The sequence below is a fragment of the Saccharopolyspora shandongensis genome, assembly GCF_900106995.1.
GTDB classification, from domain to species: Bacteria; Actinomycetota; Actinomycetes; order Mycobacteriales; family Pseudonocardiaceae; genus Saccharopolyspora; species Saccharopolyspora shandongensis.
Window position 1 is genome coordinate 43,639 of sequence record NZ_FNOK01000054.1, and the last position, 25,482, is coordinate 69,120.

The following is a 25,482-nucleotide window of genomic DNA, read 5'->3' on the forward strand; positions in this document are numbered from 1 at the left end:
CCGTAGCGGCCCGCCGGTGCGGCAGGCCACGTTCCCGGGCGGCATCCTGCGGCGTGGTCGCCACGCGTCGGCCGTTACGCTCGGTGTGTGCCATCCGAAACCCCCGTACCAGCACCGGAACGGCGCAGCACGGCCAGCGCGGTGGGCGTGCTGGTCGTCACCGCCGGGGTGCTGGCGGCCCTGATCGCCGCCGCCCTCACCACGCTTTCCGCCGGTGCCTCATATGCCCTGCTCGGCCTGCCCGATCCAGGGCCGATCACGAAGTACGGGTTGCCGGTCGTCCGGGTGCTGGCGGAGTCCGGTGCGGTGGTGTGCATCGGCTCGTTGCTGCTGGCGGCGTTCGGGATTCCGGCGAAGCGCTCGGGCGCGCTGGCCGCCGACGGGTACGCCGCGGTGCGGGCCGCCGGTTGGGCGGCGGCCGTCTGGTGCCTGGGCGCGGCGCTGATGGTGCCGTTCATCGCCGCCGACGCCACCGGGCGCCCAGTGTCCGACGTGCTCAGCGTCGAAGTGCTGTCCGGCCTCGTCGACGCCTTGGAGGAAGCCAAGGCGTGGGCGCTGACCGCGCTGTTCGCGTTCGTGGTCGCGCTGGCCTGCCGGGTGGTGCTGTCCTGGGGCTGGGCGGTGGTGACCTTCGGCCTGGGGCTCGCCGGGCTGTTCCCGGTGATCGCCACCGGCCACTCGGCCAGCGGTGGCGCGCACGACATCGCGACCAACAGCCTGCTCTTCCACCTGTTCGGGGCGGTCATCTGGGTCGGCGGCCTGGTGGCGCTGCTGGCGCACGCCGCCCGCGGCGGCGCCCACCTGCCGCTGGTGGCCAGGCGGTTCTCGCTGGTCGCCCTGGTCTGCTGGGCGGCCATGGCGCTGTCCGGCGTGATCAACTCGCTGGTCCGGGTTACGCCGGAGCAGCTGTTCACCTCCACTTACGGCGTGCTGCTGGTGCTCAAGACCGTCGGCCTGGTGGCGCTCGGCGTGTTCGGGTTCTTCCAGCGCCGCAGCGTCGTGCAGCGGCTGGACGACGGGGCCGGCAGGTCCGCGCTGCTGCGGCTGGGCGCGGGCGAGGTGCTGGTCATGTTCGCCACGATCGGCGTCGCGGTCGCGCTCGGGCGCACGCCGCCGCCGGACGGGGCCAGGGAGGTGCCCGGCCGGACCGAGCTGCTGATCGGCTATCCGCTCGACGAGCCGCCGACGTTCCTCCGCCTGCTGTTCGACGGCCGGTTCGACCTGGTCTACGGCACGCTCGCGCTGACCCTGGCCGCGCTGTACCTGGTGGGCGTCCACCGACTGCGCAAGCGCGGCGACGCCTGGCCGGTCGGCCGGACCATCGCCTGGCTGTGCGGCTGCGCGACGATCCTGGTGGCCACCTCGGCGGGGATCGGCAAGTACGCGCCCGCCGTGTTCAGCGTGCACATGGGCCAGCACATGCTGATGTCCATGCTGGCGCCGGTCTTCCTGGTGATGGCCGGCCCGACCTCGCTCGCGCTGCGGGTGTTCAAGCCCGCCGGGAAGTCGCAGCCCCCGGGGCCGCGCGAGTGGCTGCTGGCCTTCGTGCACTCGCCGGTGACGCGGCTGCTGACCAACCCGATCGTCGCGTTGGCCCTGTTCGTCGGGTCCTTCTACGCGCTGTACTTCAGCGGCCTGTTCGACGTGGCGCTGACCGAGCACTGGGCGCACCTGGCGATGAACGCGCACTTCCTGCTGGTGGGCTACATCTTCTACTGGCCGGTGATCGGCATCGACCCGGCGCCGCGCCCGCTGCCGCCGCTGGGCAAGGTCGGCCTGGTCTTCGCCTCCATGCCGTTCCACGCGTTCTTCGGGATCGCGCTGATGATGTCGCAGACCGTCATCGGGGCGAGCTTCTACCGCGGCCTGGGCCTGCCCTGGATGACCGATCTGCTCGCCGACCAGCGGCTCGGCGGCGGCCTGGCCTGGGCGTCGGGCGAGGTGCCGCTGGTCGTGGTGATGCTGGCGCTGCTGATCCAGTGGTCCCGCGCGGATTCCCGGGCCGCCCGGAGAATCGACCGGAAGGCCGATGCGGACGGCGACGCGGATCTGGCCGCCTACAACGAAATGCTCAAGCAGCTCTCCGACAAGGACACCCCTCGGAGTAGTTGACCTGGCCGATCGGCCGAAGTTTGTCACGGAACGCGGTAAATCGGTCGCGCTGCGTGACGATCTTCGGGCAGTCTTGGTTCGCGGGCCGGAAGTCGGCCGCGCAGGACCGAGAGGAGCGGCAGAGATGTTCGAGACCCAGGTGACGGTGGTGGGCTACCTCATCACCGAGCCCGTCGTGCGGGAGACGCCGAACGGAAACCGGGTGGTGAGCTGCCGGGTGGCGGCGACCTCCCGCCGGTTCGACCAGGACACCGGGGAATGGATGGACGGCGACCGGTTCCTCGCGACGGTGAACTGCTGGAAGCGGCTGGCCGACGGGGTCGCCGCGGCGTTGTGCAAGGGCGATCCGGTGGTGGCGACCGGGCGGTTGCGCACCCGCGAGTACGAGGCGGGCGGGCAGTGGCGCACCGTCGTCGAGTTGGAGGCCACCGCGATCGGCCTCGACCTGGCGCGGGCCGCGCCACCGGAGGTGCCGGGCGTGCCCCGGCCGCGGTCGGCGACCGATCGCGGGCTCGTCTCGCTGCCCAGCGGCTGATCGCGATCTTTCTTCCTGACCGGTGTGGATTTCGGTTCCGAGGAGGTGATAACCGCCGGTGCGGGGCGGCCGGGCGCCGTCGGCGAGGTGCAGGGGGACCGCGTGCGCGGTCCGCCACGGGGCGCAACTACGATCCATGGCATGGCCGAGTTCATTTACACCATGAAGAACGTGCGCAAGACGCATGGTGACAAGGTCATCCTCGACAACGCGACCATCCAGTTCTACCCGGGCGCCAAGATCGGCGTCGTCGGGCCGAACGGGGCTGGCAAGTCGACCGTGCTGCGCATCATGGCGGGACTCGACCAGCCGAACAACGGTGAAGCGTTCCTCACGCCGGGCTACACCGTCGGCATCCAGCAGCAGGAGCCTCCGCTCAACGAGGAGAAGACGGTCCTCGGCAATGTCGAGGAGGGCGTCGGGGAGATCAAGCAGAAGCTCAACCGCTTCAACGAAATCGCCGAGCTGCTCGCGACCGACTACTCCGACGAGCTCATGGAGGAGATGGGCAGGCTCCAAGAGGACCTGGACCACGCGGACGCGTGGGAACTGGACTCCCAGCTGGAGCAGGCGATGGACGCCCTGCGGTGTCCGCCGCCGGACGCGGAGGTCAGGAACCTCTCCGGTGGTGAGCGCCGCCGCGTCGCCCTGTGCAAGCTCCTGCTGAGCAAGCCCGACCTGTTGCTGCTCGACGAGCCGACCAACCACCTGGACGCCGAGAGCGTGCTCTGGCTGGAACAGCACCTTGCCACCTACCCGGGCGCCGTCCTCGCCGTCACCCACGACCGGTACTTCCTGGACAACGTCGCAGGCTGGATCCTGGAGCTGGACCGCGGCCGCACCTTCCCGTACGAGGGCAACTACTCGACCTATCTGGAGAAGAAGGCCGAGCGCCTCGCCGTGCAGGGCAAGCGCGACGCGAAGCTGCAGAAGCGCCTGAAGGACGAGCTGGAGTGGGTCCGCTCCAACGCCAAGGCGCGCCAGACCAAGTCGCGTTCCCGACTGGGCCGCTACGAGGAGATGGCCGCGGAGGCCGAGCGCACTCGCAAGCTCGACTTCGAGGAGATCCAGATCCCGCCGGGCCCGCGCCTGGGCAACGTCGTCGTCGACGTCGAGAAGCTGAAGAAGGGCTTCGGCGACAACCTCCTCATCGACGGCCTGTCGTTCACGCTGCCGCGCAACGGCATCGTGGGCGTCATCGGCCCGAACGGGGTCGGCAAGACGACGCTGTTCAAGACCATCGTGGGCCTGGAGCAGCCGGACGCCGGCACGGTCAAGGTCGGCGACACGGTCAAGCTGTCCTACGTGGACCAGAACCGGGCGAACATCGACCCCGCCAAGAACGTCTGGGAGATCGTGTCCGACGGGCTGGACTACATCCAGGTCGGCCAGGTCGAGATGCCGTCGCGCGCCTACGTCAGCGCCTTCGGGTTCAAGGGCCCGGACCAGCAGAAGCCGGCCGGGGTGCTCTCCGGTGGTGAGCGCAACCGCCTGAACCTGGCGTTGACGCTCAAGGAGGGCGGCAACCTGATCCTGCTGGACGAGCCGACGAACGACCTCGACGTGGAAACGCTGAGCTCGCTGGAGAACGCGCTCGAACAGTTCCCCGGCTGCGCTGTGGTGATCTCGCACGACCGCTGGTTCCTGGACCGCGTCGCCACGCACATCCTCGCCTGGGAGGGCGACGACGAGGACCCGGCGAAGTGGTTCTGGTTCGAAGGCAACTTCGAGGGCTACGAAGCGAATAAGATCGAGAGGATGGGCGCAGAGGCGGCCCGTCCGCACCGAGTGACGCATCGCAAGCTGACCAGGGGCTGAACGGAGGCGCTTTGGCGAGCGTGCCCGCTTCACCGAACACAAGCTCGGCACAGGGATTGCTCGAACCCGCGCGGCAGATGCGGTGGAGAGTGCCCGAGTTGGCATTGGTGCTCAGTGATCGGGCGGTCGCGCTCGCCAGGCGCACCGGTGACCAGGCGGCTCGCCTGAGAGCCGAGGCCCTGGCGTTGTTCGCCTCGAACCGGCTGGGTCGGGGCGTCCCGGCCACTGTCCGGGCGCTCGCTGCGGTCCGCGATGCGGAGGCGGCGGGCGACGCCGAGGTCGTGGCGGAGCTGCGGATCGAGTTGGCGTGGTGCGCGCGCAGCGCGGGAAACTGCGAGGTCTCGGTCCGGGTGCTGAACCCGGTGCTGGAGCAGGAACGGATCGAGCCCGAAGTGCGGGCGCACGCCCTGCTGGCGTTGGCGGCGTCGCTGCCCGCGCACCAGCAGGACGGTCAGCGCTCCGAGGCGCTCGACGAGGCCGAGCGGCTGTACGAGACGTGCGGCCTCAGCCGGGACACCGCGCGGTTGCTCAAGGCTCGGGTCCGCGCCGCGCGAGCGGGGCATCACCGCAGGCTGGGTGAGTTCGGCGAGGCCGTCGCCGCAGCCGACGCCGGTCTCGCGCTGCTCGCGCAGCTCGGCGATCCGGCGGCGGACAGCGGGGAGATCCGGACCCGTCTCGTCCTGGAGCGGGTGCAGTCGTTACTGGAACTGGGGCGCTGCCCGGAGGCCGTCCAAGCGACGGAATCCGTGCTGGCGCAGCCGGTTCGCGCCGCGGCGGCCGGGCCGGTCGGTTGGCTGGGGCTCGCGATGGCGACTCGCGTGCACCTGCCGGACGGCAACCACGGTGCGGCGGTGCGGACGCTCAACGACACCGCGGCCATCTCCGAGCGGCACAAGCTGGACGGTCTGCTCGCCGAGGCGCTGAACACCCTGTCCCACGTGCACGAACGGGGGGCGGAGTTCCCCGAAGCGCTCCGCGCGCTGCGGGGCGCCTACGCCGCCGACCGGCGCTGGCGTGCGGCTGTCCACAACGCGCGGGTCCAGTTACTCGCGGAGTATCCGGTGCTCGCGGGCGACGTCGGGGTGCCTCCGCATTCGAACGGTCCATCCCGGCCCACACCGCCCGTGCCGGTGCCGCAGGGCCCCGATTCGGCCGAGTCCCGAACAGTCGTGGTGGAGCAGTCGGAGTACTGGCCGCCGGAACCTCGCCAGCCCGAGCAGGACGCTGCCGAGCAGGCCGAATCGGAGCAGGCGGCGCCCGAGCACGGGGATGCGCACGACGCGGCGCGTCGGCTGATGGAGACGCTCACCAGCAGGGCCGCAGGGAAGCGCGAAGGCGGGCGTCGTCGGAAGGAGATGCCCGAGCCCCGGATTTCCGAGGAGTCGGTGCAGCCGACGGTCGTGCTCGACGCAGCGACGATCAAACCGGCCGAGGCGGAGGCGAGCCAGTCCGGTGCGGAGGCGTTCCCGGTCGCAGAGCCGGTGGAGACCGAGGGCGGCCACTTCGCACACGCCGAGACGGTTGCCTTCCCGCCGCCCGCCGACCAGGGCGTTCCCGGCGGTGAGCCCGAGCAGGCTTCGGCCGCGTCGCAGGCGAGTTGGTGGCCTTCGGAGGCCTCGGACCAGCCGTCCGGCGCCGAACGCACCATTCCCGAGGTGCCCGTGGCGTACGAGCCGCAGCAGGACCAGCCGGGTGACGCAGGTCTCCAGTCCGAGACGAGCGCGCTCGCTTCGACGTTGGACAACCTCCGCCGGACGGCGGCTGCTGCCGGAAGCAACTCGAGTGTCGCGGATGTCACCACGATCATGCCGGTGATCGGGGGGCCGGCCGGGCTGGACGACTGGTCGGTAACCGGCCCTGCGGCGGATTCCCCAGTGGCCGATCCGCTGCCGGAAGCGCCGCGATCCGATTTCGATTCGCAGTACGGCCAGGACCTGACGGCGACCGAATCCGCCGCCGAACGGCCGAGGGGACACCGGGCCGACGACGCGCTGCAGCTCGAACCGACGTACGGCGAGGGCGAAGCCGCCCCGGCGGCCGAGCCCCCGACGATCCAGACACCGATGGCGGACGTCCTGACCGCCGGTACTCCGACTGCGGACGATCCGGTGGTCGAGTCGGACGGGGCTCCGGAGGCGGGGACGAGCGAAGGCGGTCGCCGATCGCGCGGCAAGTCGCTGGCCGAGATCCGCGCCGGTCTCCAGCTGTCCGCGGAGCCCCGCCCGGGCCGCCGCCGCGCCAGGCACGCCGAACCGACAGAACCATCAGAACCACCAGAACCGATCGAACCACCAGAACCGGCCGCCGCCGCGGTCACATCACCGACTCCCGCCGCAGAGCTGCTCGGCAGGCACCGCCAGGACTGGGCGACCGAGCCGAACCTCCCGGTGGTCGAGCCGCAGCCGTCACCGCCCGTCGTGAGAACGCCCGAGCCGGTCGGTGACCACGAGGCCCCGGAGCTGCCCGTTGTAACACCGCCCGTGGTGGAAACGCCGGCGGCGGATGTGGGGGCAGTGGAGAAGATCGGCCTCGCGGAGCTGCTCACCGAGGCGCTGATGGCCTACGAGAGCGGTCGGCGCGAGCAGCCCGAGGCCGAGGAGGCCACGCCGTCGGGCCGGCACAGCGAAGCGCGTGTGTCCGGAGTCACCGGCCGTTCCCAGGTTTCCCGCTCCGCACATTCGTCCACATCGGACGATCGAGGCTCCGGCGTGGCCCCCCGGCACCGCCGGGCGGCGGGCGACTCCACGGCGGTGGATCCGCTGTTCTGAAGGCGTTCGCCGAAGCGGCGCAACGGCTTCGTCCGAACACCAGGCACGCGTCCCCGCACACCGCGACCTGACCGGACGTGACGTGCGACATTCCACACCGCCTACCAGCGGCCGGGTACGCGCGGTCACCAAGACCGCTTTCTGAAACGTCAAAGTCATCGATCATTGTGCCGCTTTTCACGTGCCCGACCGCGCTACCGCCCTCTGCCCGTCGCCGGAACTGGCAGTCTTAAGGTGGAACCTGTTGGCACAAAGAGGTGCCGTCAAGCGTGGAGCTGCCTGAAGATGACCTCGAATCCCGGACAGTTGAAGACCGGAGAACGCCCGCGAGCCGATGGGGACGACGCGGTCGGCGAGCGGTCCGAGAACCCCGAACTGGCCAAGCGCCGTCTGCTGGACAGAGCGGTTGAGTCCGCACCGGACCTTGCCGAGCTGTTGCGCGCCTACTACCGGCACGTGCCCGCCGAGGAGCTCGTCGCCGACGAGCCCGCCGACCTCGTCGGGGCACTGCGTTCGCACCACCGGCTCGCCGCCGAGCGGGTCGCGGGGCGTCCGCTGGTGCAGATCTTCAACCCGGATCGGGCCGAGGACGGCTGGGGGAGCCAGGCGACGGTGGTCCAGACCGTCACCGACGACATGCCGTACCTGGTGGATTCGGTGATCGCCGAGCTCGGCCGCTACGGCGCCGAGGTGCAGCGCATCATCCACCCCATCATCGTGGTGCGTCGCGACGTGGCCGGCGAGCTGCTGGAGGTGCTGCCGGACGCGGACCCGGCCGCCCCGCCCGCCGACGCGATGGCCGAAAGTTGGATGTTCGTCGAGGTCGACCGCGTCGTCGACGTCGACCGGATCGCCGACCTGAAGCAGGGCCTGGCCGACGTGCTCAACGACGTGCGCGAGGTCGTCGAGGACACCGAGCGGATGCACGCCACCGCCCGGTCGCTGGCCGGCGAGCTGGACCGGACCCCGCCGCCGCTGCCGGGTGCCGACGTCCACGATGGAGCCGAGCTCCTGCGGTGGTTGGCCGACGGTCACTTCACGTTCCTCGGCTACCGGCACTACGAGCTGGTCGACGACGGCACCGAGCCCGCGCTGCAGGCCGTGCTGGCCTCCGGGCTGGGCGTGCTGCGCAGCGACAGCGTCGCCGCGCGCAGCCTGACCGCGGGGCCGGACGCCCGCGCCAGCGCGCTGTCCAAGGACCTGCTGGTGCTCACCCAGGCCAGCGCACCGTCCACAGTGCACCGTCCGGTGCACCCGTTCTACGTGGGCGTCAAGACCTTCGACGAGGCCGGGAACGTCAACGGGGAACACCGCTTCCTCGGGCTGTTCACCACCACCGCGCTGCACGAGAACGTGCTGGACATCCCGTTCATCGAGCGGCGGGTGCGGGAGATCATCCACCGCGCCGGGTTCCCGATGGAGTCCTACTCCGGCCAGCGGATGCTGGAGGAGATCCAGAACTACCCGCGCACCGAGCTGTTCTCCACCGACGCGGACACGCTGCAGGACACCATCACCGGCGTGCTGGCGCTGGCCGAGCGCCGCAAGCTCAAGCCGTTCTTGCGCCGCGACGCCTACGGCCGCTTCTACTCCTGCCTGGTGTACCTGCCGCGGGACCGCTACACCACCAGCTCGCGGCTGGCGATGCAGGAAGTCCTGCTGGAGGAGCTCAACGGCACCGGCCTGGAGTACAGCACGCGGGTCGGCGAATCCACCCTGGCGCGGGTGCACTTCGTGGTGCACACCGACCCGGAGAACCAGGTGGAGCCGGACCTGGTGCGCATCCAGCGCCGGCTCTCCGACGCCATCCACACCTGGGACGACCAGATGATCGAGGAGGTCGACGCCGAGCAGTCCGGCGGCGGCCGCGACGGTCACGCGGGGCGCAGCCTGTCGGAGGCGATCAGCCAGCTCGGCCAGCGCTACGCGTCGAGCTTCCCGGAGGCGTACAAGGAGGACTTCACCGCCAGCGAGGGCCTCACCGACCTCCGGCGGCTGGAGTCGTTGTCGGGGCCGCGCGACCTGAAGATGTCGTTCTACGCGCCGCGCGACGCCAGCGCGGGGCAGCGCCGCTTCAAGCTCTACGTCGGCGGCCGGGTGACCCTGTCGCGGGTGTTGCCGGTGCTGCAGAGCATGGGCGTCGAGGTCGTCGACGAGCGGCCCTACGAGGTCATCGTCGGCGACACCGACCAGCAGTTCTGGATCTACGACTTCGGGCTGCGGCTGGACCCGGCGACGCTGGACACCGCGACGAGCGACGGCCTGCTGGAAACCCTGCGGGAGCGCTTCGAAGACGCCTTCCGCGCGGCCTGGCTCGGCGACGCCGAGGTCGACCGGTTCAACGCGCTGGTGCTGCGCGCCGGGCTGAACTGGCGGCAGGCGTCGGTGCTGCGCGCCTACGCCAAGTACCTGCGGCAGGTCGGCGTGGCCTACAGCCAGGACTACATCGAGGACGCCATCCTGGCGCACCGCCTCACCACGACGACGCTGGTCAGGCTGTTCGAGACGCGGTTCGACCCGGCGCTGGAGGCCGACGACCGGGCGGCCCGCGAGGCGGACCTCACCGACGCGGTCACCAAGCTGATCGACGAGGTCACCAGCCTGGACGCGGACCGGATCCTGCGCAGCTACCTGAGCCTGATCCGCGCCACGCTGCGCACCAACTACTTCGCCGCCGACGGGGAGCTGGAACGCTCCTACCTGGCGCTGAAGCTGGAGCCCAGGGAGATCCCGGGGCTGCCGGAGCCGCGCCCGCAGTTCGAGATCTTCGTGTACTCGCCATGGGTGGAGGGCGTGCACCTGCGGTTCGGCTCGGTGGCCCGCGGCGGTCTGCGCTGGTCGGACCGGCGGGAGGACTTCCGCACCGAGATCCTGGGCCTGGTCAAGGCGCAGGCGGTGAAGAACGCGGTGATCGTGCCGGTCGGTGCGAAGGGCGGCTTCGTGGTGAAGCGCCCGCCGGCGCCCACCGGTGACCCGGCGGTCGACCGCAAGGCCACCCTCGACGAGGGCATCGCCTGCTACCGGATGTTCATCTCCGGCCTGCTGGACCTGACCGACAACCTGGTCGGCGGCGAGGTGGCCCCGCCGAAGGACGTGGTGCGCCACGACGGCGACGACACCTACCTGGTGGTCGCGGCGGACAAGGGCACCGCGACGTTCTCGGACATCGCCAACGACGTCGCCAAGTCCTACGGCTTCTGGCTGGGCGACGCGTTCGCCTCCGGCGGCTCGGTGGGCTACGACCACAAGGCGATGGGCATCACCGCGAGGGGCGCGTGGGAGAGCGTCAAGCGGCACTTCCGCGAGTTCGACGTGGACACCCAGTCCGAGGACTTCACCGTGGTCGGCGTGGGTGACATGGCCGGCGACGTGTTCGGCAACGGCATGCTGCTGTCCGAGCACATCAGGCTGGTGGCCGCGTTCAACCACATGCACGTGTTCATCGACCCCGACCCGGACCCGGCGGTGTCCTTCGCCGAGCGCCGCAGGCTGTTCGAGCTGCCGCGGTCGACCTGGGACGACTACGACCGCAGCAAGATCAGCGCCGGTGGCGGCGTGTGGTCGCGGTCGCTGAAGTCGATCCCGCTGAACCCGCAGATCCGGGAGGCGCTGGGCATCGACGAGTCGGTGCGCAAGCTGGCGCCGGCCGAGCTGATCAAGCGGATCCTGCTGGCCCCGACGGACCTGCTGTGGAACGGCGGTATCGGCACCTACGTCAAGGGCGCGACCGAGACGCACGCCGAAGTCGGCGACAAGGCCAACGACGCGGTCCGCGTCAACGGCTCCGACCTGCGGGTGAAGGTCGTCGGCGAGGGCGGCAACCTCGGTCTGACGTCGCTGGGCCGCATCGAGTTCGCCCGCGCGGGCGGCAAGGTCAACACCGACGCGCTGGACAACTCCGCCGGGGTGGACTGCTCCGACCACGAGGTCAACATCAAGATCCTGCTCGACCACCTGGTGGCCGACGGGCGGTTGACCGGTGAGCAGCGCAACGAGCTGCTCGCGGACATGACCGACGAGGTCGGCGAGCTGGTGCTGGCCGACAACCACGCGCAGAACGCGGTGCTGGGCATCTCGCGGGCGCACGCCGCCCCGATGGTGTCGGTGCACGCCCGCCAGGTCCTGGCGCTGGAGAAGAACGCCGGCCTGGACCGCACGCTGGAGGCGCTGCCGACGTCGAAGGAGTTCCGCGACCGGGAAAAGGCCGGCGAGGGCCTGAGCTCGCCGGAGCTTGCGACGCTGATGGCGCACGTCAAGCTGGCGCTGAAGCGCGACGTCCTGGCCAGCGGCCTGCCGGACACCGAGGCGTTCAGCAACCGGCTTCCGGAGTACTTCCCGAAGCCGCTGCGGGAGAGCTACTCCGACGCGATCGCGGCTCACCCGCTGCGCCGGGAGATCATCACGACGCTGCTGGTGAACGAGATGGTCGACGGCGGTGGCATCTCCTTCGCCTACCGGCTGTCCGAGGAGATCAGCGCTTCGACGACCGACGCGGTGCGGGCGTTCGCGGTGGTCGACGAGGTCTTCGGGCTGCAGGACCTGTGGGCGCAGATCGATGCGCTGGGCGGCTCGGTGCCGAGTTCGGTGGCCGACGAGCTGGTGCTGGAAAGCCGTCGCCTGCTGGACCGGGCGGCGCGCTGGATGCTGACCAACCGGCCACAGCCGCTGGCGATCGGCGCCGAGATCGCCCGCTTCCAGCCGGTGATCGCGGAGCTGTCCGGTTCGGTGCGCGGCCTGCTGCGCGGCCGGGCGGCCGAGGGCGCCACCGAGATGATCGACCGCTGGACGGCGGCCGGTGTCCCGGAGGACCTGGCGGAACGCGTCGGCGTGCTGCTGGATTCGTTCGCGCTGCTGGACATCCGGGAGATCGCCGAGCTCGCGGAGCGCGACGCCGGGGTCGCGGCCGAGCGCAGCCCGCGGGAGAGCGCCGACCTCTACTACTCGCTGGCCGAGCACCTCGACGTCGAGCGGATGCTGCTGGCGGTCAACGAGTTGGAGCGCGGGAACCGGTGGCACTCGCTGGCCCGGCTGGCGTTGCGGGATGATTTCTACGCGTCGCTGCGTGCGATCACCATCGACGTCCTGCGGACCAGCGATCCGGAGGACGACCCGGAGGAGAAGATCGCTCGTTGGGGATCCACCAACGAGTCGCGACTGGCGCGGGCCAACTCGTCGCTGGAGCAGATCAAGAGCTCCGGTCGACTGGATCTGGCCACGCTGTCGGTGGCGGCCCGCCAGCTGCGCAGCATGGTGCGGTGACGGCATGATCGGGTGGCTTGCGGTCGCACCGGCCGCAAGCCACCCGAACGGCAGAAGGGAAGCTCGCCGGTGGGCGCGTTCGTAGCCGAGGTGGCCTTGCGCTGGTCCGACATGGACGCGTTCGGTCACGTCAACCACGCCAGGACGATCACGCTGCTGGAGGAGGCGCGGGCCGAGCTGCTGTTCACCGAAGCGGAGCGGCAGGGCCTGCTTGGCATGGCGGAGGGCATGGTGGTGGCCCGGGTCGTGATCGACTACCACAGCCCGCTGGTCTACACGTCGAAGTCGCTGCAGGTGCAGATGTCGGTGCGCGAGCTCAAGGCCGCGTCGTTCATCGTCGACTACACCGCCTACGCGCAGGAAGCGGTCGCCACGGCGGAAACGCTGATGGTGCCCTACGACCTGCAGGCGGGGCGGCCTCGGCGGATGACCGAGGAGGAGCGCGACTTCCTGGCGGAGTGGCAGCTCGATGGGGAGTCGGGCCGTGCCTGAACTGCGGATGCCCGATGCGGTGGAGCGCGAGGACCTCGGCGCGTTCGTCGCCCGCGCGGTGCGGTTGGACGGCCAGGCGCTGGTGCGCCTGCGCAACCGGCCGGGCACCGGCCGCGTCGACGTCTGGGCGGCGACGCCGTTCGACGCCCTGTCCACCAGGTCGGTCGAGGGCGAGGTGGAGCCGGCGGATCTGACGGTGTCGGGCAACGAACTGCTGGCGACGCTGACGGTGGCGGGCGCCCCGGTGATGGATCCGGGCCCGCCGCGGGATCTGATGTGGCGTTCGGAGCTGCCGCCGGCCGTGGGCTGGCAGCGGGTGGACGACCTGCCGGCGAAGCTCGTCGGCGAGGTCGCGGAGCGCGGCATCGACGTGGCCAAGGACAACGTCGGCCCGAAGGGGACGCCGCCGGCTTCCCTGCTGGACCAGGAGGTCTTCACGGTCAGCGGCGCCGGCTACCAGGTGAAGGTCCCGCTGCGCTGCCTGTTCGTGCTGTCCGGCATGGGTTTCCTGGTGTCGAAGCCGGCGGAGTCCGAGATCGTCCGGGTGAGCGCGACGGACGCCTGGCTCCGCCTGGACTCCCGCTACGGCGCGGTCGTCCGACGCCGCCACGCCCTGCTCCCGCTGCTGGTCTGATGGCTTGCCGCGGGCCCCTAGGCTCGTGGCATGACGATCACCTACGAGTGGCGAGGCGACTTCGAGAACACCGCCGTCAACTCGCTGCACGCGGAGGGCTTCGACCACCCGGTCCTGGACATCGACTGGCTGGCGCAGGTCCACCGCCACAGCCTCGGTTGGGTTTGCGCTCGGCGCGGCGGTGAACTCGTCGGCTTCGTCAACGTGGCGTGGGACGGTGGTGTCCACGCCTTCGTCCTGGACACCGTGGTCAGGGGAGAGCTGCGCCGATCCGGGATCGGTGTCGGACTCGTCGCCGCAGCCGTCCGAGGCGCTCGGGCGGCGCGGTGCGAATGGCTGCACGTCGACTTCGACGAAGACCTCCGGGCGTTCTACTTCGACGCCTGCGGATTCGAGCCGACGAACGCGGGTCTCATCGCGCTCTGAGCGAGCCAGGAATAGACGTGAATCTCCCGGTAGGACGTGCCAGGAGCGTCACCGCTGGAAATCTCAGCGGACGACGGCGCGTTCGCCTTCCGGTGTCCGCTCGACCAGTTGGACATCGGTTCGCCCGAACCGGTTCACGGCCCACCACAGCCAATCCGGGCTGTACTCCTCCGCCGGCACCACCGCGTGCGCCGGGAGGTCGGCCAGCGCGGCATCGCCGATCCGTTCGCCCGCCGCGATGCTCGCCCCGGGCGCCGGGCGGACGCCGATCTCGACCGTGCCCGGCCGCGCGCCCGCGGCGGTGACGAGCTGCCCGATCTCCGCCCAGACGACTTTCTTCGGCCCGAAGGCGAGTCCGTGCGCGTCGGCCTTGAACGCGAGCCATTCCTTCTCGTGCTCGTTGCGCAGCCACACGATGACGCCGATCAGCCCGGCGAACAGCACCGCACCCAACGCCGATGGGACGTCGATCGCCTGCATGACCGCCGAGACGGCGAGGAAGATCGCGATCGCGGCGACGATGCGGTGCGGCGGAATTCGAGGTCGTCCTCAGTCGAGGAAGGTGACGGTCTCGGCGAGCGGGGCGCGGCCGATGCGGGCGTATTTCGCCGCGATGTCCTCGAATCCGATCGACATGCCGCAGAACAGCACGAGTTCGGCCGGCGGCGAAACGACTTCCGCGACGGTTCGGCGGTAGACCGACCACGCCATCTGCGGGCAGCTGTGCAGTCCTTCGGCGCGGAGCAGCAGCATGATCGTCTGCAGGTACATGCCCATGTCGGCCCACTGCGCCGAGCCCATGCCGCGGTCGATGTAGCAGAACAGCGCGGCCGGAGCGCCGAAGCAATCCCAGTTCGCGGCAACGGCTTTCCGCCGCGCCTGCTCGTCCCGCCGGGCGATCCCGAGCGCGGCGTAGCGCTGCTCGCCGGCGGCGATCTGGCGCTCGCGGTAGGCGGATTTCAGACCGGGCGGATACATCTCGAACTCGCGCTCGTCGCCGGGATCACCCGCGGCAAGGCGCTCGGCGGTTCGTTTCTTCACCTCGGCCAGCGCTGCGCCCGTCAGCACGAAAGCCTTCCACGGCTGGAGATTCCCGCCGGACGGCGTGCGGGTGGCAGCGGTCAGGACGCGCACGAGCAGCTCCTTCGGCACCGGCTCGTCGGTGAATCCCCGCACCGCCCGTCGACTCCGGACCGCTTCGTACACGTCCACAGGTCACCTCCCGAGTCGAAGTCCTCCACCACGTCGACACCTGGCGGGCGGAAAACGTGACCGATGGCCGAACCGGAGACCTAGACTCGACGTTGATCAGGCACGGCGAAGTGGGGCGGGAATGGGCGCGACCGAGGAGATCGAGCGGATCGCGCTGGATCCGGTGTTGTCGGTGCCGGAGAAGGACGAGCGCATCATCGCCTTCCTGGCGCAGTCGGATGATCGCGGGGTACCGGCGGCCGTCGAGTGCCTCATGACGACCTCCGACCGCCGCGTCTCCGAGTACGTCGCCGCCTACTTGGGACTGATCCACGGGGCGCGCGAGGAGAAGGCGCGCGTGGCGGAGAGGCTGCGCGGTGCCGGTGAAGTCGCGGCGTCCGCGGCGAGGCTCGTGCCCTGGATGCCGGATTCCCTGATCGACGCGTTCATCCAGGACCACCTGGCGGCAGCGGACCCGGAATCCCCGGTGTCCAGCGTCGTCTTCGCCATCGCGATGCACCGCCCGGAACGCCTGCGGCCCTACGCCGACCAGGTCGAAAGCGCTGCGATGAAGCGGAGTCTGCTGTCCGGCGCGCCCGACGAGTTCGCCGACTCGCTGCTGGAGCGGTGGCGAGCGGAGCACGATCTGAACGACCTCTGGACGCTCGCGTTGATCCGCACCTCGCACGCCGCCGATCTCATCGAGTCCGTGATGAACGAGGTCGCGGATCCGAACGACTGGGACTGGTTGATGCCGCTGGCCGGCCGCCTGCCGGACACCCGGAAGCCCGCGGGTTTCCCGCCCGCTTTCCTGGGGTTCGTGGCGGACGCGGGCGAGAGCGCCCACGTCATGGGCGGAGATCCAGGCGGGGACGTGCCGCTCTGCGCGGACTGCAGGGCGCCCGCGGAGCGGATTCTGACCCTTTCCGCCGAAGCGATGCCGAACGTGCTGAGCCGTGACCCGTCGTTCTACTGGTTCACCTGCGAATGCGCCGAAGTGGATCGCATCACCGTGCGCTTCACTTCGGCGGGCACGGAGGTCTACTTCAACCCCCAGGGGCCGAGCAGCGGGGAATCCCGCCTGATCCCGGGGGAGCGGTCGCTGGTCCTGGAGCCGCACCCCAACCAGCACGGCGTGAGCCTCCCGGCGTTCCCGAGGACGCAGCACCAGGTGGGCGGTCTGCCGCGCTGGCCGTCACCGGAGACGCACCCGATCTGCCCCGTGTGCGGCAACTACATGCCGTTCCTGATGGCCATCGAGGGCGGCTCGACGCCGTTCGGCCGGATGGGCTTCGAGGAACTGCTCTTCGGCTTCTGGTGCGACTCCTGCGCCGTCTCCAGCACCCAGACCCAGAACTGAGCACCGCCCGCGCGGGTGAGTCACCTTTTGCGCCGCTGGCCCGTCAGACAGGTAGGAGCTGTGCGTGGCGGGAGGCGAAGAACGCATGTTCGGGTTGGAAACGGCGTCGGGCGGCGCGGATCGGGACGAGGTGTTCCACCGCGAGCGACCGCACCTGCTCGCGGTCGCGTTCCGCCTCCTCGGGTCGGAGGCCGATGCCCAGGACATCGTGCAAGAGGCGTGGAGGTACCTGCGGGCCGATGTCGACGGCGTCGAGAACCTGCCCGCCTGGCTGACCACCGTCGTGACCCGGCTGTGCCTGGACCACCTGCGCCGATCGCGCGAGGTCCCGCAGGAGCCGGCCGACATGCCGGAACCGGCGGATCCCGTCGGCGGTCCGGAGGAGGTAGCGCTCCTCGCCGGAGACCTGAGCGAGGCCATCACGATCTTGCTCGACCAGCTGACGCCGCCGCAGCGGGTCGCGCTGATCCTGCACGACGTGTTCGGCACGCCGTTCGACGAGGTGGCGCACGTGCTGGAGACGACACCCGGGTCGGCCAAGAAGCTGGCCAGCCGCGCGCGGGCGCGGGTGCGGCCGGCCAGTGCGGCGGACGCCGATCCCGGCGCGGCGCGGCACGTGGTGGCTGCCTTCCTGAAAGCGGCGCAGCAGGGCGACATCGACGGCCTCGTCGCGGTCCTGCACCCCGAGGTGACGAGGACGGCCGATCCGCAAGCCCTTCCGCCCGGCGCGGAACTGCGGGTGCGGGGCGCGCGAACTGTCGTCGACGAGACGCGGGCGTTGCGGGCCAACGCCCGGCGAGCGCGCGTGGTGTCGATCAACGGGCGGCCCGGAATCGCGGTCATGGCCGATCGCGGTCCGCGCCTCGCGTTGGTCTTCCGCATCGCGGCCGGGCGCATCGTCCACTACGACGTCGTCGCGGATCCCGCCCGCATCGCCCGGCTGCACATCACCGACTAGCGGGAGAAGCCATGTTCATCACGTACGTCGTCGTCACGGCCGTCACCATCGCGGCGAATGCGGGGATCGCCATCGCCGACCTGGTGAAGGCGGACTTCGTCCTCGTCAACTCGGCCAAGGTGGACGTCCCGCCATCGTGGCTACCGATGCTGGGAACGCTCAAAGCCGCCGGCGCGGTGGGGCTCCTGCTGGGCCTGCTCGGATTCCAGGCCATCGGCGTCGCGGCCGCGATCGGGCTCGTCGCGTTCTACGTGGGCGCGATCGTCGCCCACGTGCGCGCCCGGGAGATCAACACCATCGCGCCGGGCCCGGGAGCCTTCCTCACCCTGGCCGTCGCCTCGCTCGTCCTCGCGATCGCCGGGTGAGTCGGTCGCGGAGGTGATCGGCGGCGGAGATGAGCTCGTCGAGCCGGTGCAGCGCACGGGTCATCTCGTCGACCTTGGTCGCCAGCCGGTCGCGTTCGGTGTGGAGCATGCGGCGTTGCGCCGAAGCGGTGCACTCCGGACTGAGTAGGCGCTGCTCCTCGTAGGCGACGAGCAGACCACGCAGTGGAAGGCGCGGCTCGGCGAGGACCTCGCCCTCCTCTACCCGCAACTGTCCGCAGCGCACAGCCGGTGAGAACCGGCAGAGGACGTTCTCCGCGCCTTAAGCGATGGCCTGGGGTTGTGCCGGGCTGAGGTGGTGCACGGCGGTCTGTTCGGTGTGCGGGGCGAGCAGACCGCGCAGCTCGTCCACTGCGGCTTCGAGGAGGTGGCCGTCACGGGTGGCGTGGAGGGTTTCGAGGACGAAGGCGACATGTGCGGAGCCCTCGGTGACGCGGGTGCGGTGGGCGTCGCGGTGGTTCCAGTGGCGGGTCAGGACGCCGGTGGTGTCCGCGTAGATGATCTCGCCGGGCTTGGGGGCCTCGATGGCGTCGGGTTCGCCGAGCGGGGTGAAGGACTCGGTGCCGTCCGCGTGGCGGATGACGACGTCACCGGTGACGTGGTCCAGGTCGAAGGCGCCGGCGGGCAGGCCGTGGTGGACGGAGACGGCGTTGTAGGAGTCGACGGCCGGGTTGATGCGCGGCAGGGTTCCCCTCTTGGACAGGCGGCGGCCGAGCGCGTCGACGCTGGGGCGGGTGCGACGAGGGTTGGTGCCGAAGGCGCGGTAGGCGGTGTGCCATGCCTCGATGCGGGGGTCGGTCTCGTCGGCGGGGCGCCAGGCGCCATCGGCGAGCTGTCGTTCCAGTTCCGCCAAGGCGGCGGCGGTGCGGGGCCAGGGTTCGCGGCCGTGCAGGCCGGTGGCGGTGACCAGGGCGATGCGGGTGTCGGGGAAGGCGTCTGCGATGGCGGGGGCGAGGCGGAAGGCGGGCATCGGCGGGGTTTCCGTTTCTTTCCTGCGTTCGGTGGTGGGCTTGGTCAGGTCAGGGCGAGGAGGCTGACGGCGACGGCCGCGGTGCCCAGGCCGACGAGTTGGCCTCGGTGGATGCGTTCGGCGATGACGCCGCGGGCGAGCAGGATGGTGCCGGCCGGGTAGAGGGCGACGATCACCGCGACGACGGCGAGGTCGCCGCTGCGGGCGGCCAGCAGGAACAGCAGGTTCGCCACCGAGTCCAGCGCGCCCGCCGCCGCCGACATCGCGTACGCGGGCCGCTCCGGCCCCAGCCTGCGGTGCATCAGCCCCGCCGCGGCCAGGATGACGGCCGAGGAGACCGCCCGCCCCACGATCAGCGGAGCCACCCCGCTGTCGGACGGTGCCTGGTGCAGGAAGATCAGCTGGAGCGCGATGGCGGCACCCGCGCCGAATGCCAGCAGCAGCGCAGTGCGCGAAGGGCGTGACGACCTCGCGCCGTGCCCGGCACTGACCAGCACCACCGCCACCAGCGCGAGCGGCAGGCCGACCATTCCGGCGGCGGCCAGGTGCTCGCCCTGCAGCAGCCCCACGCCGACGGGCAACGCGGCCGACACCAGCGCGGTCACGGGCGACAGCACGTTCATCGGGCCGATCGCCAGGGTGCGGTAGAGCAGGGCGAACGCCGCGGCCGAGGCGACTCCCGAGGCCGCGCCCCAGGCGACGGTCGCGGTGCTGAACGAGGCACCGAGCAGCGGCCACAGCAGCAGTTCGACCGCGAGGCTGGCCGGGGCCGCGATCATCACGGTGCGCAGCACATGAGCCTTGCGGGCGCCGAGGCCGCCGAGGAAATCGGCGCACCCGTAAGCGAGCGAGCTGCCGACGGCCAGCAGCAGAGCGAACACGAGGAATCCCCTACCATTTCATTGGAACGACTACACGGTACAACAGATTGACCGACGAGCTCAATCAACCGACCGAATAGTTCATCGGAATGGTCCAGCTGCGAGGAGGGTGCTCAGATGACCGAGACGGCCGCAGCCCTGCGGACGGTCGCGCACAACGTCCGGGCCGCCCGCGTCCGCGCGGGTCTGTCCCTGGAGGAACTCGGCAGGCGCGCCCAGGTCAGCAAGGGTGCCCTGGTGGGACTGGAGAAGGCCCAGGGCAACCCGAACCTGGCCACCCTCGTCCGGCTGGCCGACACCCTCGGCATCTCGGTGTCCGCCCTGATGCAGGGGCCGTCCGAGGGCCGTGTCCGCGTGGTGGCCTCCGACGACGTGGCGCCGCTGTGGACCGGGGAGCAGGGCGGCGAGGCCCGGCTCGTGCTGACGACAACGGGCCCGGCCCCCGTCGAGGTCTGGCGCTGGCGGCTGGAACCAGGCGAGGAGTACCCCAGCCACCCGCACCAGGCCGGAGTCGTGGAAACCGTCAGCGTCACCGCCGGCCGGATGACCCTGGTGGTGGACGGCGAGGAGCACGCCGTCGAAGCCGGGCAGACCGCGACGTTCGACGGCGACGCCCCGCACGCCTACCGCGGCGCGGGCACCGAAACCTGCACCCTGATCATGACGGTCCATCTACCACCAGGTCCCGGGTGAAGAACCGCTCGAGTGGCGACGGACGAGTCCGAGGCGGAGGAGGCCTTCACCGACCGATAGGCGCGCGAGTTCGTGCCGATCGGCGGTGACGACTGCGGATACGAGCTGATCGTGGATCTGCGGGCGGGCGAGGCGCGGGGCTGCGTCGGGGAGTTCTCGAAGGTGGAAGGCTTTTGCTACCCGCCCCAGTGGCGGAGCGTGGAAGCCATGCTGGCGGAGATCGCTGATGCGCTGGAAGCCGACCAGCCCGTGCTCGGATGCGAGCGGATCGCTGACGACGGCCGCCTGTTCTGGGTGGAACCGAGCGAGGTGGAGTTTCCGGTGTCGTGAGTGCGAATTCCGGTAAGAACCGGCTTTTGCGCTCACGACACCTCGGCTGGCGAGGTGAGGGGCACCCGTGACCGGTTGATCGGTCACGGGTGCCCGTGGCCGGGCATGGGGGCGGGGGAGGTGCGCCCGGCCACCAGGTGGACCGGTGCCGGGTCGGGGAGGTTGCACCGGTCCGGCTTCGAGGCACTAGGTCGGTTCGCGCAGGCGATGTCGTCCGGTGCCGGATTCTTCTTGAGCGGCTTGGCGTTCCGCCTCGACCTGGGCGATCAGGTACCAGACCGTGTAGTCGCCCTCGCCGCCGCCGCTGTGCCGCGCCTGGGGTAACCGCGAGAACACCATGGCGAAGACGAGGACGTTGATCAGCACGAGCGTCGTGAGCTGGAGCCAGAACATGGTGAATCCTTTCGCCGTCGAATCCGGTTGCGGTTGAGCACTACTGGCGGGAGGCGAGGACCTGCCAGCACGCCATGCAGGTGTCCTCGCGTATCCAGGCGATCTCCGGCGAGATCCGCTGCAGCTCGTCGGTGCTGACCTCGACGCCGCACAACGCGTTGACGACCAGCCCCGGCTCGGCGTTCCGTGCGGCCGAATCGAAGGCGTGCCGACCACTGGTGACCGGCTGCCACCGCCCGACTTTCGCGCCACCAGGCAACATCTCGACTCCTTCCGTCTGATCCCGCTTGCCCTCTAATAATCCACGTAGGAATTTACTGAGGTCTATACTTCGATCAGGTGGAGTTGCCGTGCGTAGTGCCGTGCACACTGTTGGTGTCCGCTTGGGAGGGAGCTGAATCGTGGCGCAGTGGACAGATCCGGCGGCCCAGCGATGGCTCATCGGTGTTGAGCTTCGGCACTACCGGCAGTTGGCAAACCGGACTGCTGTCGGCGCGGCCGAGGCGATTGGCTGTACGGCGGGGAAGATCAACCACTTGGAGAGCGGGCGAAATCGTCAGCAGCCCGACGAAGTGGCGGCCTTGCTGAAGTACTACGGCGCGCCGGATGACGTCGTGCAAAGGCTTTCGCAGTTGGCTGAGCGGGATGATCAGCGTGCATGGTGGTCGCCCTGGAGCGATGTCGCGGCGACCTGGTTCCAGGCATTTGTGGGGCTGGAAGGTCAGGCTGCGTGGGAATTTCTTTATGAGCCGGTGTTCGTGCCGGGATTGCTCCAGACGGAGGCGTATGCGCGCGCCGTCACGTCGGCCACGCCGCGGGTGCGATCAGATCATGTCGACCGGTTCGTAGCGTTCCGGCAGGCCAGGGCGGCGGTATTGACCGATGCGGAGCCGCTGGAACTTGTTGTGGTTGTCGGAGAAGCAGCACTTCGGTTGGATGTCGGTGATCCTGGAGTTCTGCAGGACCAGTACCGGCACCTGATTCGATTGGCGGCCTTGCCGAATGTCGAACTGCAGGTCCTGTGCCCGGAAGACGGCATCCACAGTGGATTTACCGGAGCTTTCGCGATCCTCGGCTTCGAGCACGCGCACTCCGTCGGGTACGTCGAGCTCCAGGACGATGCCGTCTACATTCGTGATCAAGAGCGGATGCGTGGATATAGCATGGCAGCCGAGAACCTGCGGGAAGTCGCGTTGTCACCCGCTGAATCGGTGAGGTTCATCGAGTCGCTGGTGCATGACTGATCGGGAGAGGGAAGGCCATGTCGGTGGCTGGCTTAGCTGGGGCGCGCTGGATTACGAGCAGCTACAGCGGTGGTAACGGCAACTGTGTTGAGGTGGCTGTGGGGCTTGAGCACGCTGGGGTGCGGGACACGAAGGATCGGGCTGGCGGTGCCTTGATCGTGCCGGAACGCCAGTGGCGGAGTTTCATCAATGCTGTGAAGTCCGCCCACTACGAGCTCTGAAGCGACGATGTCGTCCGGATGATTTGTCTTGCGTCGCTGGGCGTTCCGTGTCGGTTTGGGTGATCAGATAGCAGACGGTGCAACGGCCTCCGCTGCGCCTGTGGCAACCGTGATGACGCCATGCCTGTCGGCGGTAGCGGGCTTGGCGCGGGATCTGCCACTCTGGCTGAGTTGATCAACAATCTGGGGGGATTGGTGACCGTGGGCGACGGAGTACACAACGAGTCGGCTGCCCAGATCGGTGGGCACAGCGTGCAAGCCGGTCAGATTCACGGTGACGTGCACTTCCACAATGCGCTTGAGGAAAGGCTGGTCCCGCGGCAGCTACCGGTGGCGGCCCGCCACTTCGTCAACCGGGCGGTGGAACAAGACGCGCTCACGACGCTGCTCGGCGGCGCGACCAGCAATGGTTTCGTACTGATCTCGACGGTTGATGGAGTTGCAGGAGTCGGCAAGTCGACGCTGGCCGTGCACTGGGCGCACCGTATGAGGGATCGGTTCCCGGACGGCGAACTCTACGTCAACCTGCGGGGCTTCGACTCGGTCGCCGAGCCGGTGGAATCCACCGACGCCCTGGGCTCTTTCCTGATCGCTTTGGGGGTTCCAACAGAGCGAATGCCCCAGGGTTTGGAAGCTCGTGCGGGGTTGTTCCGCAGCCTGGTGCACGGAAAGCAGATGCTTGTCCTGCTCGACAACGCTCGCACAGCCGAGCAGGTCCGGCCCCTGCTTCCCGGCAGCCCGAGTTGCCTGGTGCTGGTCACCAGCCGGAACCGGCTGCATGAGTTGGTCGTTCGGGAAGGCGCGACTCGTGTTTCCCTGGACGTCCTAACAGCGGACGAGGCAGAGCTGATGCTGGCTTCCTACCTCGGCGATCAGCGGGTGGCGGCAGAGCAAGAGGCCGTGCGGGATCTCATCCGGCACTGCGCCGGGCTCCCGCTCGCCCTCGGGATCGCTGCGGCCCGAGCAGTCGAGAACCCGGACTTCCCACTGACCGAAGTGGTTTCGCAGCTGCAGGACGAGCGAGATCGACTCGACGCCCTGGATGCGGGCGGGGTAACCGGCTTGCGCTCGGTTTTCTCCTGGCCCTACCGCTCGCTCACACCCGAGGCGGCACGTCTGTTCCGGCTGCTCGGCTTGCCGACAGGGCCGGATATCGGCCTCCGGGCCGCGGCGGATCTGGCCGGACGCTCGCGGCGTGAAACTCGTGCCTTGCTTGCTGAACTGTCGCAAGCCAGTCTCCTCGACCAGCATGAACCAGGCCGCTACCGGTTCCACGACTTGCTCCGTGCCTATGCCGCTGAGCGCGCAGCCACGGACGAAGCTGCTCCGGACCGCGACGCCGCCATCCGTCGATTGCTCGACCACTATCTTCGTACGAGCCACTCGATCGACCGTTTCCTGGTCGGCCACTCGCGCAAGTTCGCGCTGGTACTACCACCGTCGGAAGTGGTGGGAAGCACCTTCGACGATGAAGATCGAATGCTCGACTGGTGGGATGACGAGTACGCGAATTTGACTGCCTGCATCGGGCAGGCACATCGGCGAGGGTTCCGGGCTCATGCCTGGAGCTTGGCATTCACGATGTTCTACTTCTTCCGGCTTCGTGGGTATTTGGCCGAGTGGATCAGGAACTTCGAAATGGCGCTCGGAGCCGTGCGCGAGCTTGGAGACCGGCGGGCTGAGGCGCAGCTGCTGCACGGCCTCGCCGTCGCTTACTTCGAGGCGAAGCAGCACGAGAAGGTGGTGTACTACAGCGGGCTGGCACGTGAGCTCTTCGAGCAGGCCGATGACCGCTACGACGCTGCCATGTCCCTTTTGATCGGCAGCGAATCGAGTAGTCGGCTCGACCGGCATGACGTAGCGCTGGAGATGGCCCAACGAGGCCTCGAGCTGCAGGTAGGGGTAGGAGATCCCAACGGTCGAGGTTACGGACACGGGTGCCTTGGCGTGGCGTACATGGGTCTACGCGAGTACGAGAAGGCCTGTTCGCACTTCAACGATGCGTTGACCCTCTACCGAGAAGTCGGCGAAGTGTACGGGGAGTCGTACATATTGAACGAGCTCGGTGAGCTGCACCTCGCTTCGGGCGAGCCGTCCACGGCAGTGATTATGCACCGAGAGGCCCTCCGGATCCGCCGGGAAATCGGGTATCGGAGAGGCGAAGGGCAGAGCTTCAGAGGCTTGGGCAACGCCCTGTTCGCTGCTGGAGACCGCGAGCAGGGCCGTGCTAACTGGGAACAAGCGCTCACGATCTTCGAGGAACTCGGTGATGTCGAAGCCGATTCCGTGCGGCAAGAACTGGGCTTGTGCTGAGCGGTGGAGGCAACTGCGTTGAGGTTGCTGTGGGTGTTGAGCGCACTGGGGTGCGGGACACGAAGGATCGAGCCGGCGGCGCCTTGATCGTGTCGGCTGCACCTCGGGGGAGCTTTATCGCCGCTGCGAAGTCCGGTCGGTACGACCTCTGATCTATGCTGTTTCTGCTGGTCAAGGCTTGTGAGTATTTTGTGTCGCTATAGAGGCTGTTTTGGATCTTGTGGTTGGTGTTGTGGTAGACGTGCGAGGCGGCGGGTCATGTGGATGATGGCGGCCCAGTGGACCATGGTGGCGTGGTGTTGGGGGAGGCGTTCGTAGTCGCGGGCGCAGCGTCGGCGTCGGCTGATCCAGGCGAGGGTGCGTTCGATGACCCAGCGTCGGGGCAGGACTTGGAAGCCTTTCTGGCCGGGTTGGCGGTAGACGATCTCCACCGTCAGGCCGAGGATGGTTTTGGTGTCGCGGCCGGTCAGAGGGCCTTCGTAGCCTTGGTCGGCCCAGACA

Annotated in this window: 25 protein-coding genes; 17 read left to right on the forward strand and 8 right to left on the reverse strand. The window is 69.4% G+C overall.

The features are described 5' to 3' along the window. The first annotated feature begins 87 nt into the window (after positions 1 to 87). From BLW84_RS36940 to BLW84_RS36975, 8 genes are all read left to right on the forward strand, one after another. Positions 88 to 2,112, forward strand: coding sequence for a bifunctional copper resistance protein CopD/cytochrome c oxidase assembly protein (locus BLW84_RS36940; RefSeq protein ID WP_093275431.1), 2,025 nt, complete (start codon positions 88 to 90; stop codon positions 2,110 to 2,112). A gap of 124 nt (positions 2,113 to 2,236) precedes the next feature. Further along, positions 2,237 to 2,647: a single-stranded DNA-binding protein gene (gene ssb / locus BLW84_RS36945; protein ID WP_093275434.1), complete on the forward strand. Its 411-nt coding sequence runs from the start codon at positions 2,237 to 2,239 to the stop codon at positions 2,645 to 2,647. 141 nt (positions 2,648 to 2,788) lie between these two features. Further along, positions 2,789 to 4,465 carry an energy-dependent translational throttle protein EttA gene (gene ettA, locus BLW84_RS36950; protein ID WP_093275437.1) on the forward strand — a complete coding sequence of 559 codons (1,677 nt, stop codon included), beginning with the start codon at positions 2,789 to 2,791 and terminating at the stop codon, positions 4,463 to 4,465. Between the two features lie 89 nt (positions 4,466 to 4,554). Continuing rightward, positions 4,555 to 7,233, forward strand: coding sequence for a hypothetical protein (locus BLW84_RS36955; protein ID WP_143061228.1), 2,679 nt, complete (start codon positions 4,555 to 4,557; stop codon positions 7,231 to 7,233). 285 nt (positions 7,234 to 7,518) lie between these two features. Then, a complete protein-coding gene (locus tag BLW84_RS36960) occupies positions 7,519 to 12,492 on the forward strand; it encodes an NAD-glutamate dehydrogenase (RefSeq protein ID WP_245761649.1) in 4,974 nt (1,657 codons plus the stop codon). Positions 12,493 to 12,561: 69 nt separating this feature from the next. Beyond that, positions 12,562 to 12,984 (forward strand): acyl-CoA thioesterase, encoded by a 423-nt coding sequence (locus BLW84_RS36965; RefSeq protein ID WP_093275441.1) that lies wholly within the window; start codon positions 12,562 to 12,564, stop codon positions 12,982 to 12,984. Further along, positions 12,977 to 13,618, forward strand: a complete 642-nt coding sequence (locus BLW84_RS36970; protein ID WP_093275444.1) for a DUF8010 domain-containing protein — start codon at positions 12,977 to 12,979, stop codon at positions 13,616 to 13,618. Before BLW84_RS36965 ends, BLW84_RS36970 begins: the two co-directional genes overlap by 8 nt. 30 nt (positions 13,619 to 13,648) lie before the next feature. Continuing rightward, positions 13,649 to 14,044, forward strand: coding sequence for a GNAT family N-acetyltransferase (locus BLW84_RS36975; RefSeq protein ID WP_093275445.1), 396 nt, complete (start codon positions 13,649 to 13,651; stop codon positions 14,042 to 14,044). A gap of 63 nt (positions 14,045 to 14,107) precedes the next feature. Here BLW84_RS36975 and BLW84_RS36980 read toward each other — a convergent pair whose 3' ends face one another. Then, positions 14,108 to 14,524, reverse strand: a complete 417-nt coding sequence (locus BLW84_RS36980; protein ID WP_093275448.1) for a patatin-like phospholipase domain-containing protein — start codon at positions 14,522 to 14,524, stop codon at positions 14,108 to 14,110. A 69-nt stretch (positions 14,525 to 14,593) separates the two neighbouring features. Next, complete coding sequence (locus BLW84_RS36985) at positions 14,594 to 15,256, reverse strand: nitroreductase (RefSeq protein WP_093275449.1); 663 nt, start codon at positions 15,254 to 15,256, stop codon at positions 14,594 to 14,596. 121 nt (positions 15,257 to 15,377) lie between these two features. Between BLW84_RS36985 and BLW84_RS36990 the strand changes: the two genes are divergently transcribed. The 3 genes from BLW84_RS36990 (at position 15,378) to BLW84_RS37000 (ending at position 17,918) form a co-directional block, all read left to right on the forward strand. Further along, the gene (locus tag BLW84_RS36990; protein WP_093275452.1) at positions 15,378 to 16,595 is read left to right on the forward strand and encodes a hypothetical protein; all 1,218 of its coding nucleotides are present in this window, start codon (positions 15,378 to 15,380) and stop codon (positions 16,593 to 16,595) included. Positions 16,596 to 16,659: 64 nt separating this feature from the next. Then, positions 16,660 to 17,553, forward strand: a complete 894-nt coding sequence (locus BLW84_RS36995; protein ID WP_245761650.1) for a sigma-70 family RNA polymerase sigma factor — start codon at positions 16,660 to 16,662, stop codon at positions 17,551 to 17,553. An 11-nt stretch (positions 17,554 to 17,564) separates the two neighbouring features. Beyond that, the gene (locus BLW84_RS37000) at positions 17,565 to 17,918 is read left to right on the forward strand and encodes a DoxX family protein (protein ID WP_093275457.1); all 354 of its coding nucleotides are present in this window, start codon (positions 17,565 to 17,567) and stop codon (positions 17,916 to 17,918) included. On the opposite strand, the gene BLW84_RS37005 is transcribed toward BLW84_RS37000, so the two are convergent. From BLW84_RS37005 to BLW84_RS37015, 3 genes are read right to left on the reverse strand one after another with little or no spacing between them, the layout of a single operon-like run. Further along, the gene (locus BLW84_RS37005; protein ID WP_245761651.1) at positions 17,875 to 18,147 is read right to left on the reverse strand and encodes a hypothetical protein; all 273 of its coding nucleotides are present in this window, start codon (positions 18,145 to 18,147) and stop codon (positions 17,875 to 17,877) included. The genes BLW84_RS37000 and BLW84_RS37005 overlap by 44 nt on opposite strands. Positions 18,148 to 18,198: 51 nt before the next feature. Further along, on the reverse strand, positions 18,199 to 18,906 hold the full coding sequence (locus BLW84_RS37010) for a B3/B4 domain-containing protein (protein WP_093275459.1): 708 nt from the start codon (positions 18,904 to 18,906) through the stop codon (positions 18,199 to 18,201). A gap of 44 nt (positions 18,907 to 18,950) precedes the next feature. Then, positions 18,951 to 19,787, reverse strand: a complete 837-nt coding sequence (locus BLW84_RS37015) for a DMT family transporter (RefSeq protein WP_093275462.1) — start codon at positions 19,785 to 19,787, stop codon at positions 18,951 to 18,953. 117 nt (positions 19,788 to 19,904) lie between these two features. On the opposite strand from BLW84_RS37015, the gene BLW84_RS37020 reads away from it, so the two are divergent. Then, entirely contained in the window at positions 19,905 to 20,480 is a 576-nt protein-coding gene (locus BLW84_RS37020; protein ID WP_093275463.1) for a helix-turn-helix domain-containing protein, read from the forward strand. A 72-nt stretch (positions 20,481 to 20,552) separates the two neighbouring features. Further along, positions 20,553 to 20,810, forward strand: a complete 258-nt coding sequence (locus BLW84_RS37025; protein WP_093275466.1) for a hypothetical protein — start codon at positions 20,553 to 20,555, stop codon at positions 20,808 to 20,810. Positions 20,811 to 20,996: 186 nt separating this feature from the next. Here BLW84_RS37025 and BLW84_RS37030 read toward each other — a convergent pair whose 3' ends face one another. Then, a complete protein-coding gene (locus tag BLW84_RS37030; RefSeq protein ID WP_093275468.1) occupies positions 20,997 to 21,203 on the reverse strand; it encodes a hypothetical protein in 207 nt (68 codons plus the stop codon). A gap of 40 nt (positions 21,204 to 21,243) precedes the next feature. Beyond that, positions 21,244 to 21,465 (reverse strand): HC3 family zinc finger protein, encoded by a 222-nt coding sequence (locus BLW84_RS37035; protein ID WP_093275471.1) that lies wholly within the window; start codon positions 21,463 to 21,465, stop codon positions 21,244 to 21,246. Positions 21,466 to 21,604: 139 nt separating this feature from the next. On the opposite strand from BLW84_RS37035, the gene BLW84_RS37040 reads away from it, so the two are divergent. From BLW84_RS37040 to BLW84_RS37055, 4 genes are all read left to right on the forward strand, one after another. After that, positions 21,605 to 22,447 carry a helix-turn-helix domain-containing protein gene (locus BLW84_RS37040; RefSeq protein ID WP_093275474.1) on the forward strand — a complete coding sequence of 281 codons (843 nt, stop codon included), beginning with the start codon at positions 21,605 to 21,607 and terminating at the stop codon, positions 22,445 to 22,447. Positions 22,448 to 22,464: 17 nt separating this feature from the next. Next, positions 22,465 to 22,668 (forward strand): DUF397 domain-containing protein, encoded by a 204-nt coding sequence (locus BLW84_RS37045; RefSeq protein WP_093275476.1) that lies wholly within the window; start codon positions 22,465 to 22,467, stop codon positions 22,666 to 22,668. Between the two features lie 171 nt (positions 22,669 to 22,839). Continuing rightward, positions 22,840 to 24,981 (forward strand): ATP-binding protein, encoded by a 2,142-nt coding sequence (locus BLW84_RS37050; protein ID WP_177226890.1) that lies wholly within the window; start codon positions 22,840 to 22,842, stop codon positions 24,979 to 24,981. Further along, positions 24,975 to 25,133 (forward strand): DUF397 domain-containing protein, encoded by a 159-nt coding sequence (locus BLW84_RS37055; RefSeq protein ID WP_093275481.1) that lies wholly within the window; start codon positions 24,975 to 24,977, stop codon positions 25,131 to 25,133. The genes BLW84_RS37050 and BLW84_RS37055 overlap by 7 nt, the downstream gene beginning before the upstream one ends. Positions 25,134 to 25,178: 45 nt before the next feature. Here the strand turns inward: BLW84_RS37055 and BLW84_RS37060 are convergent. Next, positions 25,179 to 25,482: transposase (locus BLW84_RS37060; RefSeq protein WP_143061229.1), on the reverse strand; the 304-nt coding region annotated here is incomplete at its 5' end.

Coding starts and splice junctions, on each gene's coding strand:
- BLW84_RS36990 (WP_093275452.1), top strand. CDS start 15,378: ATGGGCGCGACCGAGGAGATCGAGCGGATCGCGCTGGATCCGGTGTTG.
- BLW84_RS37020 (WP_093275463.1), top strand. CDS start 19,905: ATGACCGAGACGGCCGCAGCCCTGCGGACGGTCGCGCACAACGTCCGG.
- BLW84_RS36980 (WP_093275448.1), bottom strand. CDS start 14,524: ATGCAGGCGATCGACGTCCCATCGGCGTTGGGTGCGGTGCTGTTCGCC.
- ssb (WP_093275434.1), top strand. CDS start 2,237: ATGTTCGAGACCCAGGTGACGGTGGTGGGCTACCTCATCACCGAGCCC.
- BLW84_RS36975 (WP_093275445.1), top strand. CDS start 13,649: ATGACGATCACCTACGAGTGGCGAGGCGACTTCGAGAACACCGCCGTC.
- BLW84_RS37010 (WP_093275459.1), bottom strand. CDS start 18,906: ATGCCCGCCTTCCGCCTCGCCCCCGCCATCGCAGACGCCTTCCCCGAC.
- BLW84_RS36960 (WP_245761649.1), top strand. CDS start 7,519: ATGACCTCGAATCCCGGACAGTTGAAGACCGGAGAACGCCCGCGAGCC.
- ettA (WP_093275437.1), top strand. CDS start 2,789: ATGGCCGAGTTCATTTACACCATGAAGAACGTGCGCAAGACGCATGGT.
- BLW84_RS37035 (WP_093275471.1), bottom strand. CDS start 21,465: ATGTTGCCTGGTGGCGCGAAAGTCGGGCGGTGGCAGCCGGTCACCAGT.
- BLW84_RS37000 (WP_093275457.1), top strand. CDS start 17,565: ATGTTCATCACGTACGTCGTCGTCACGGCCGTCACCATCGCGGCGAAT.
- BLW84_RS37045 (WP_093275476.1), top strand. CDS start 22,465: ATGTCGGTGGCTGGCTTAGCTGGGGCGCGCTGGATTACGAGCAGCTAC.
- BLW84_RS37030 (WP_093275468.1), bottom strand. CDS start 21,203: ATGTTCTGGCTCCAGCTCACGACGCTCGTGCTGATCAACGTCCTCGTC.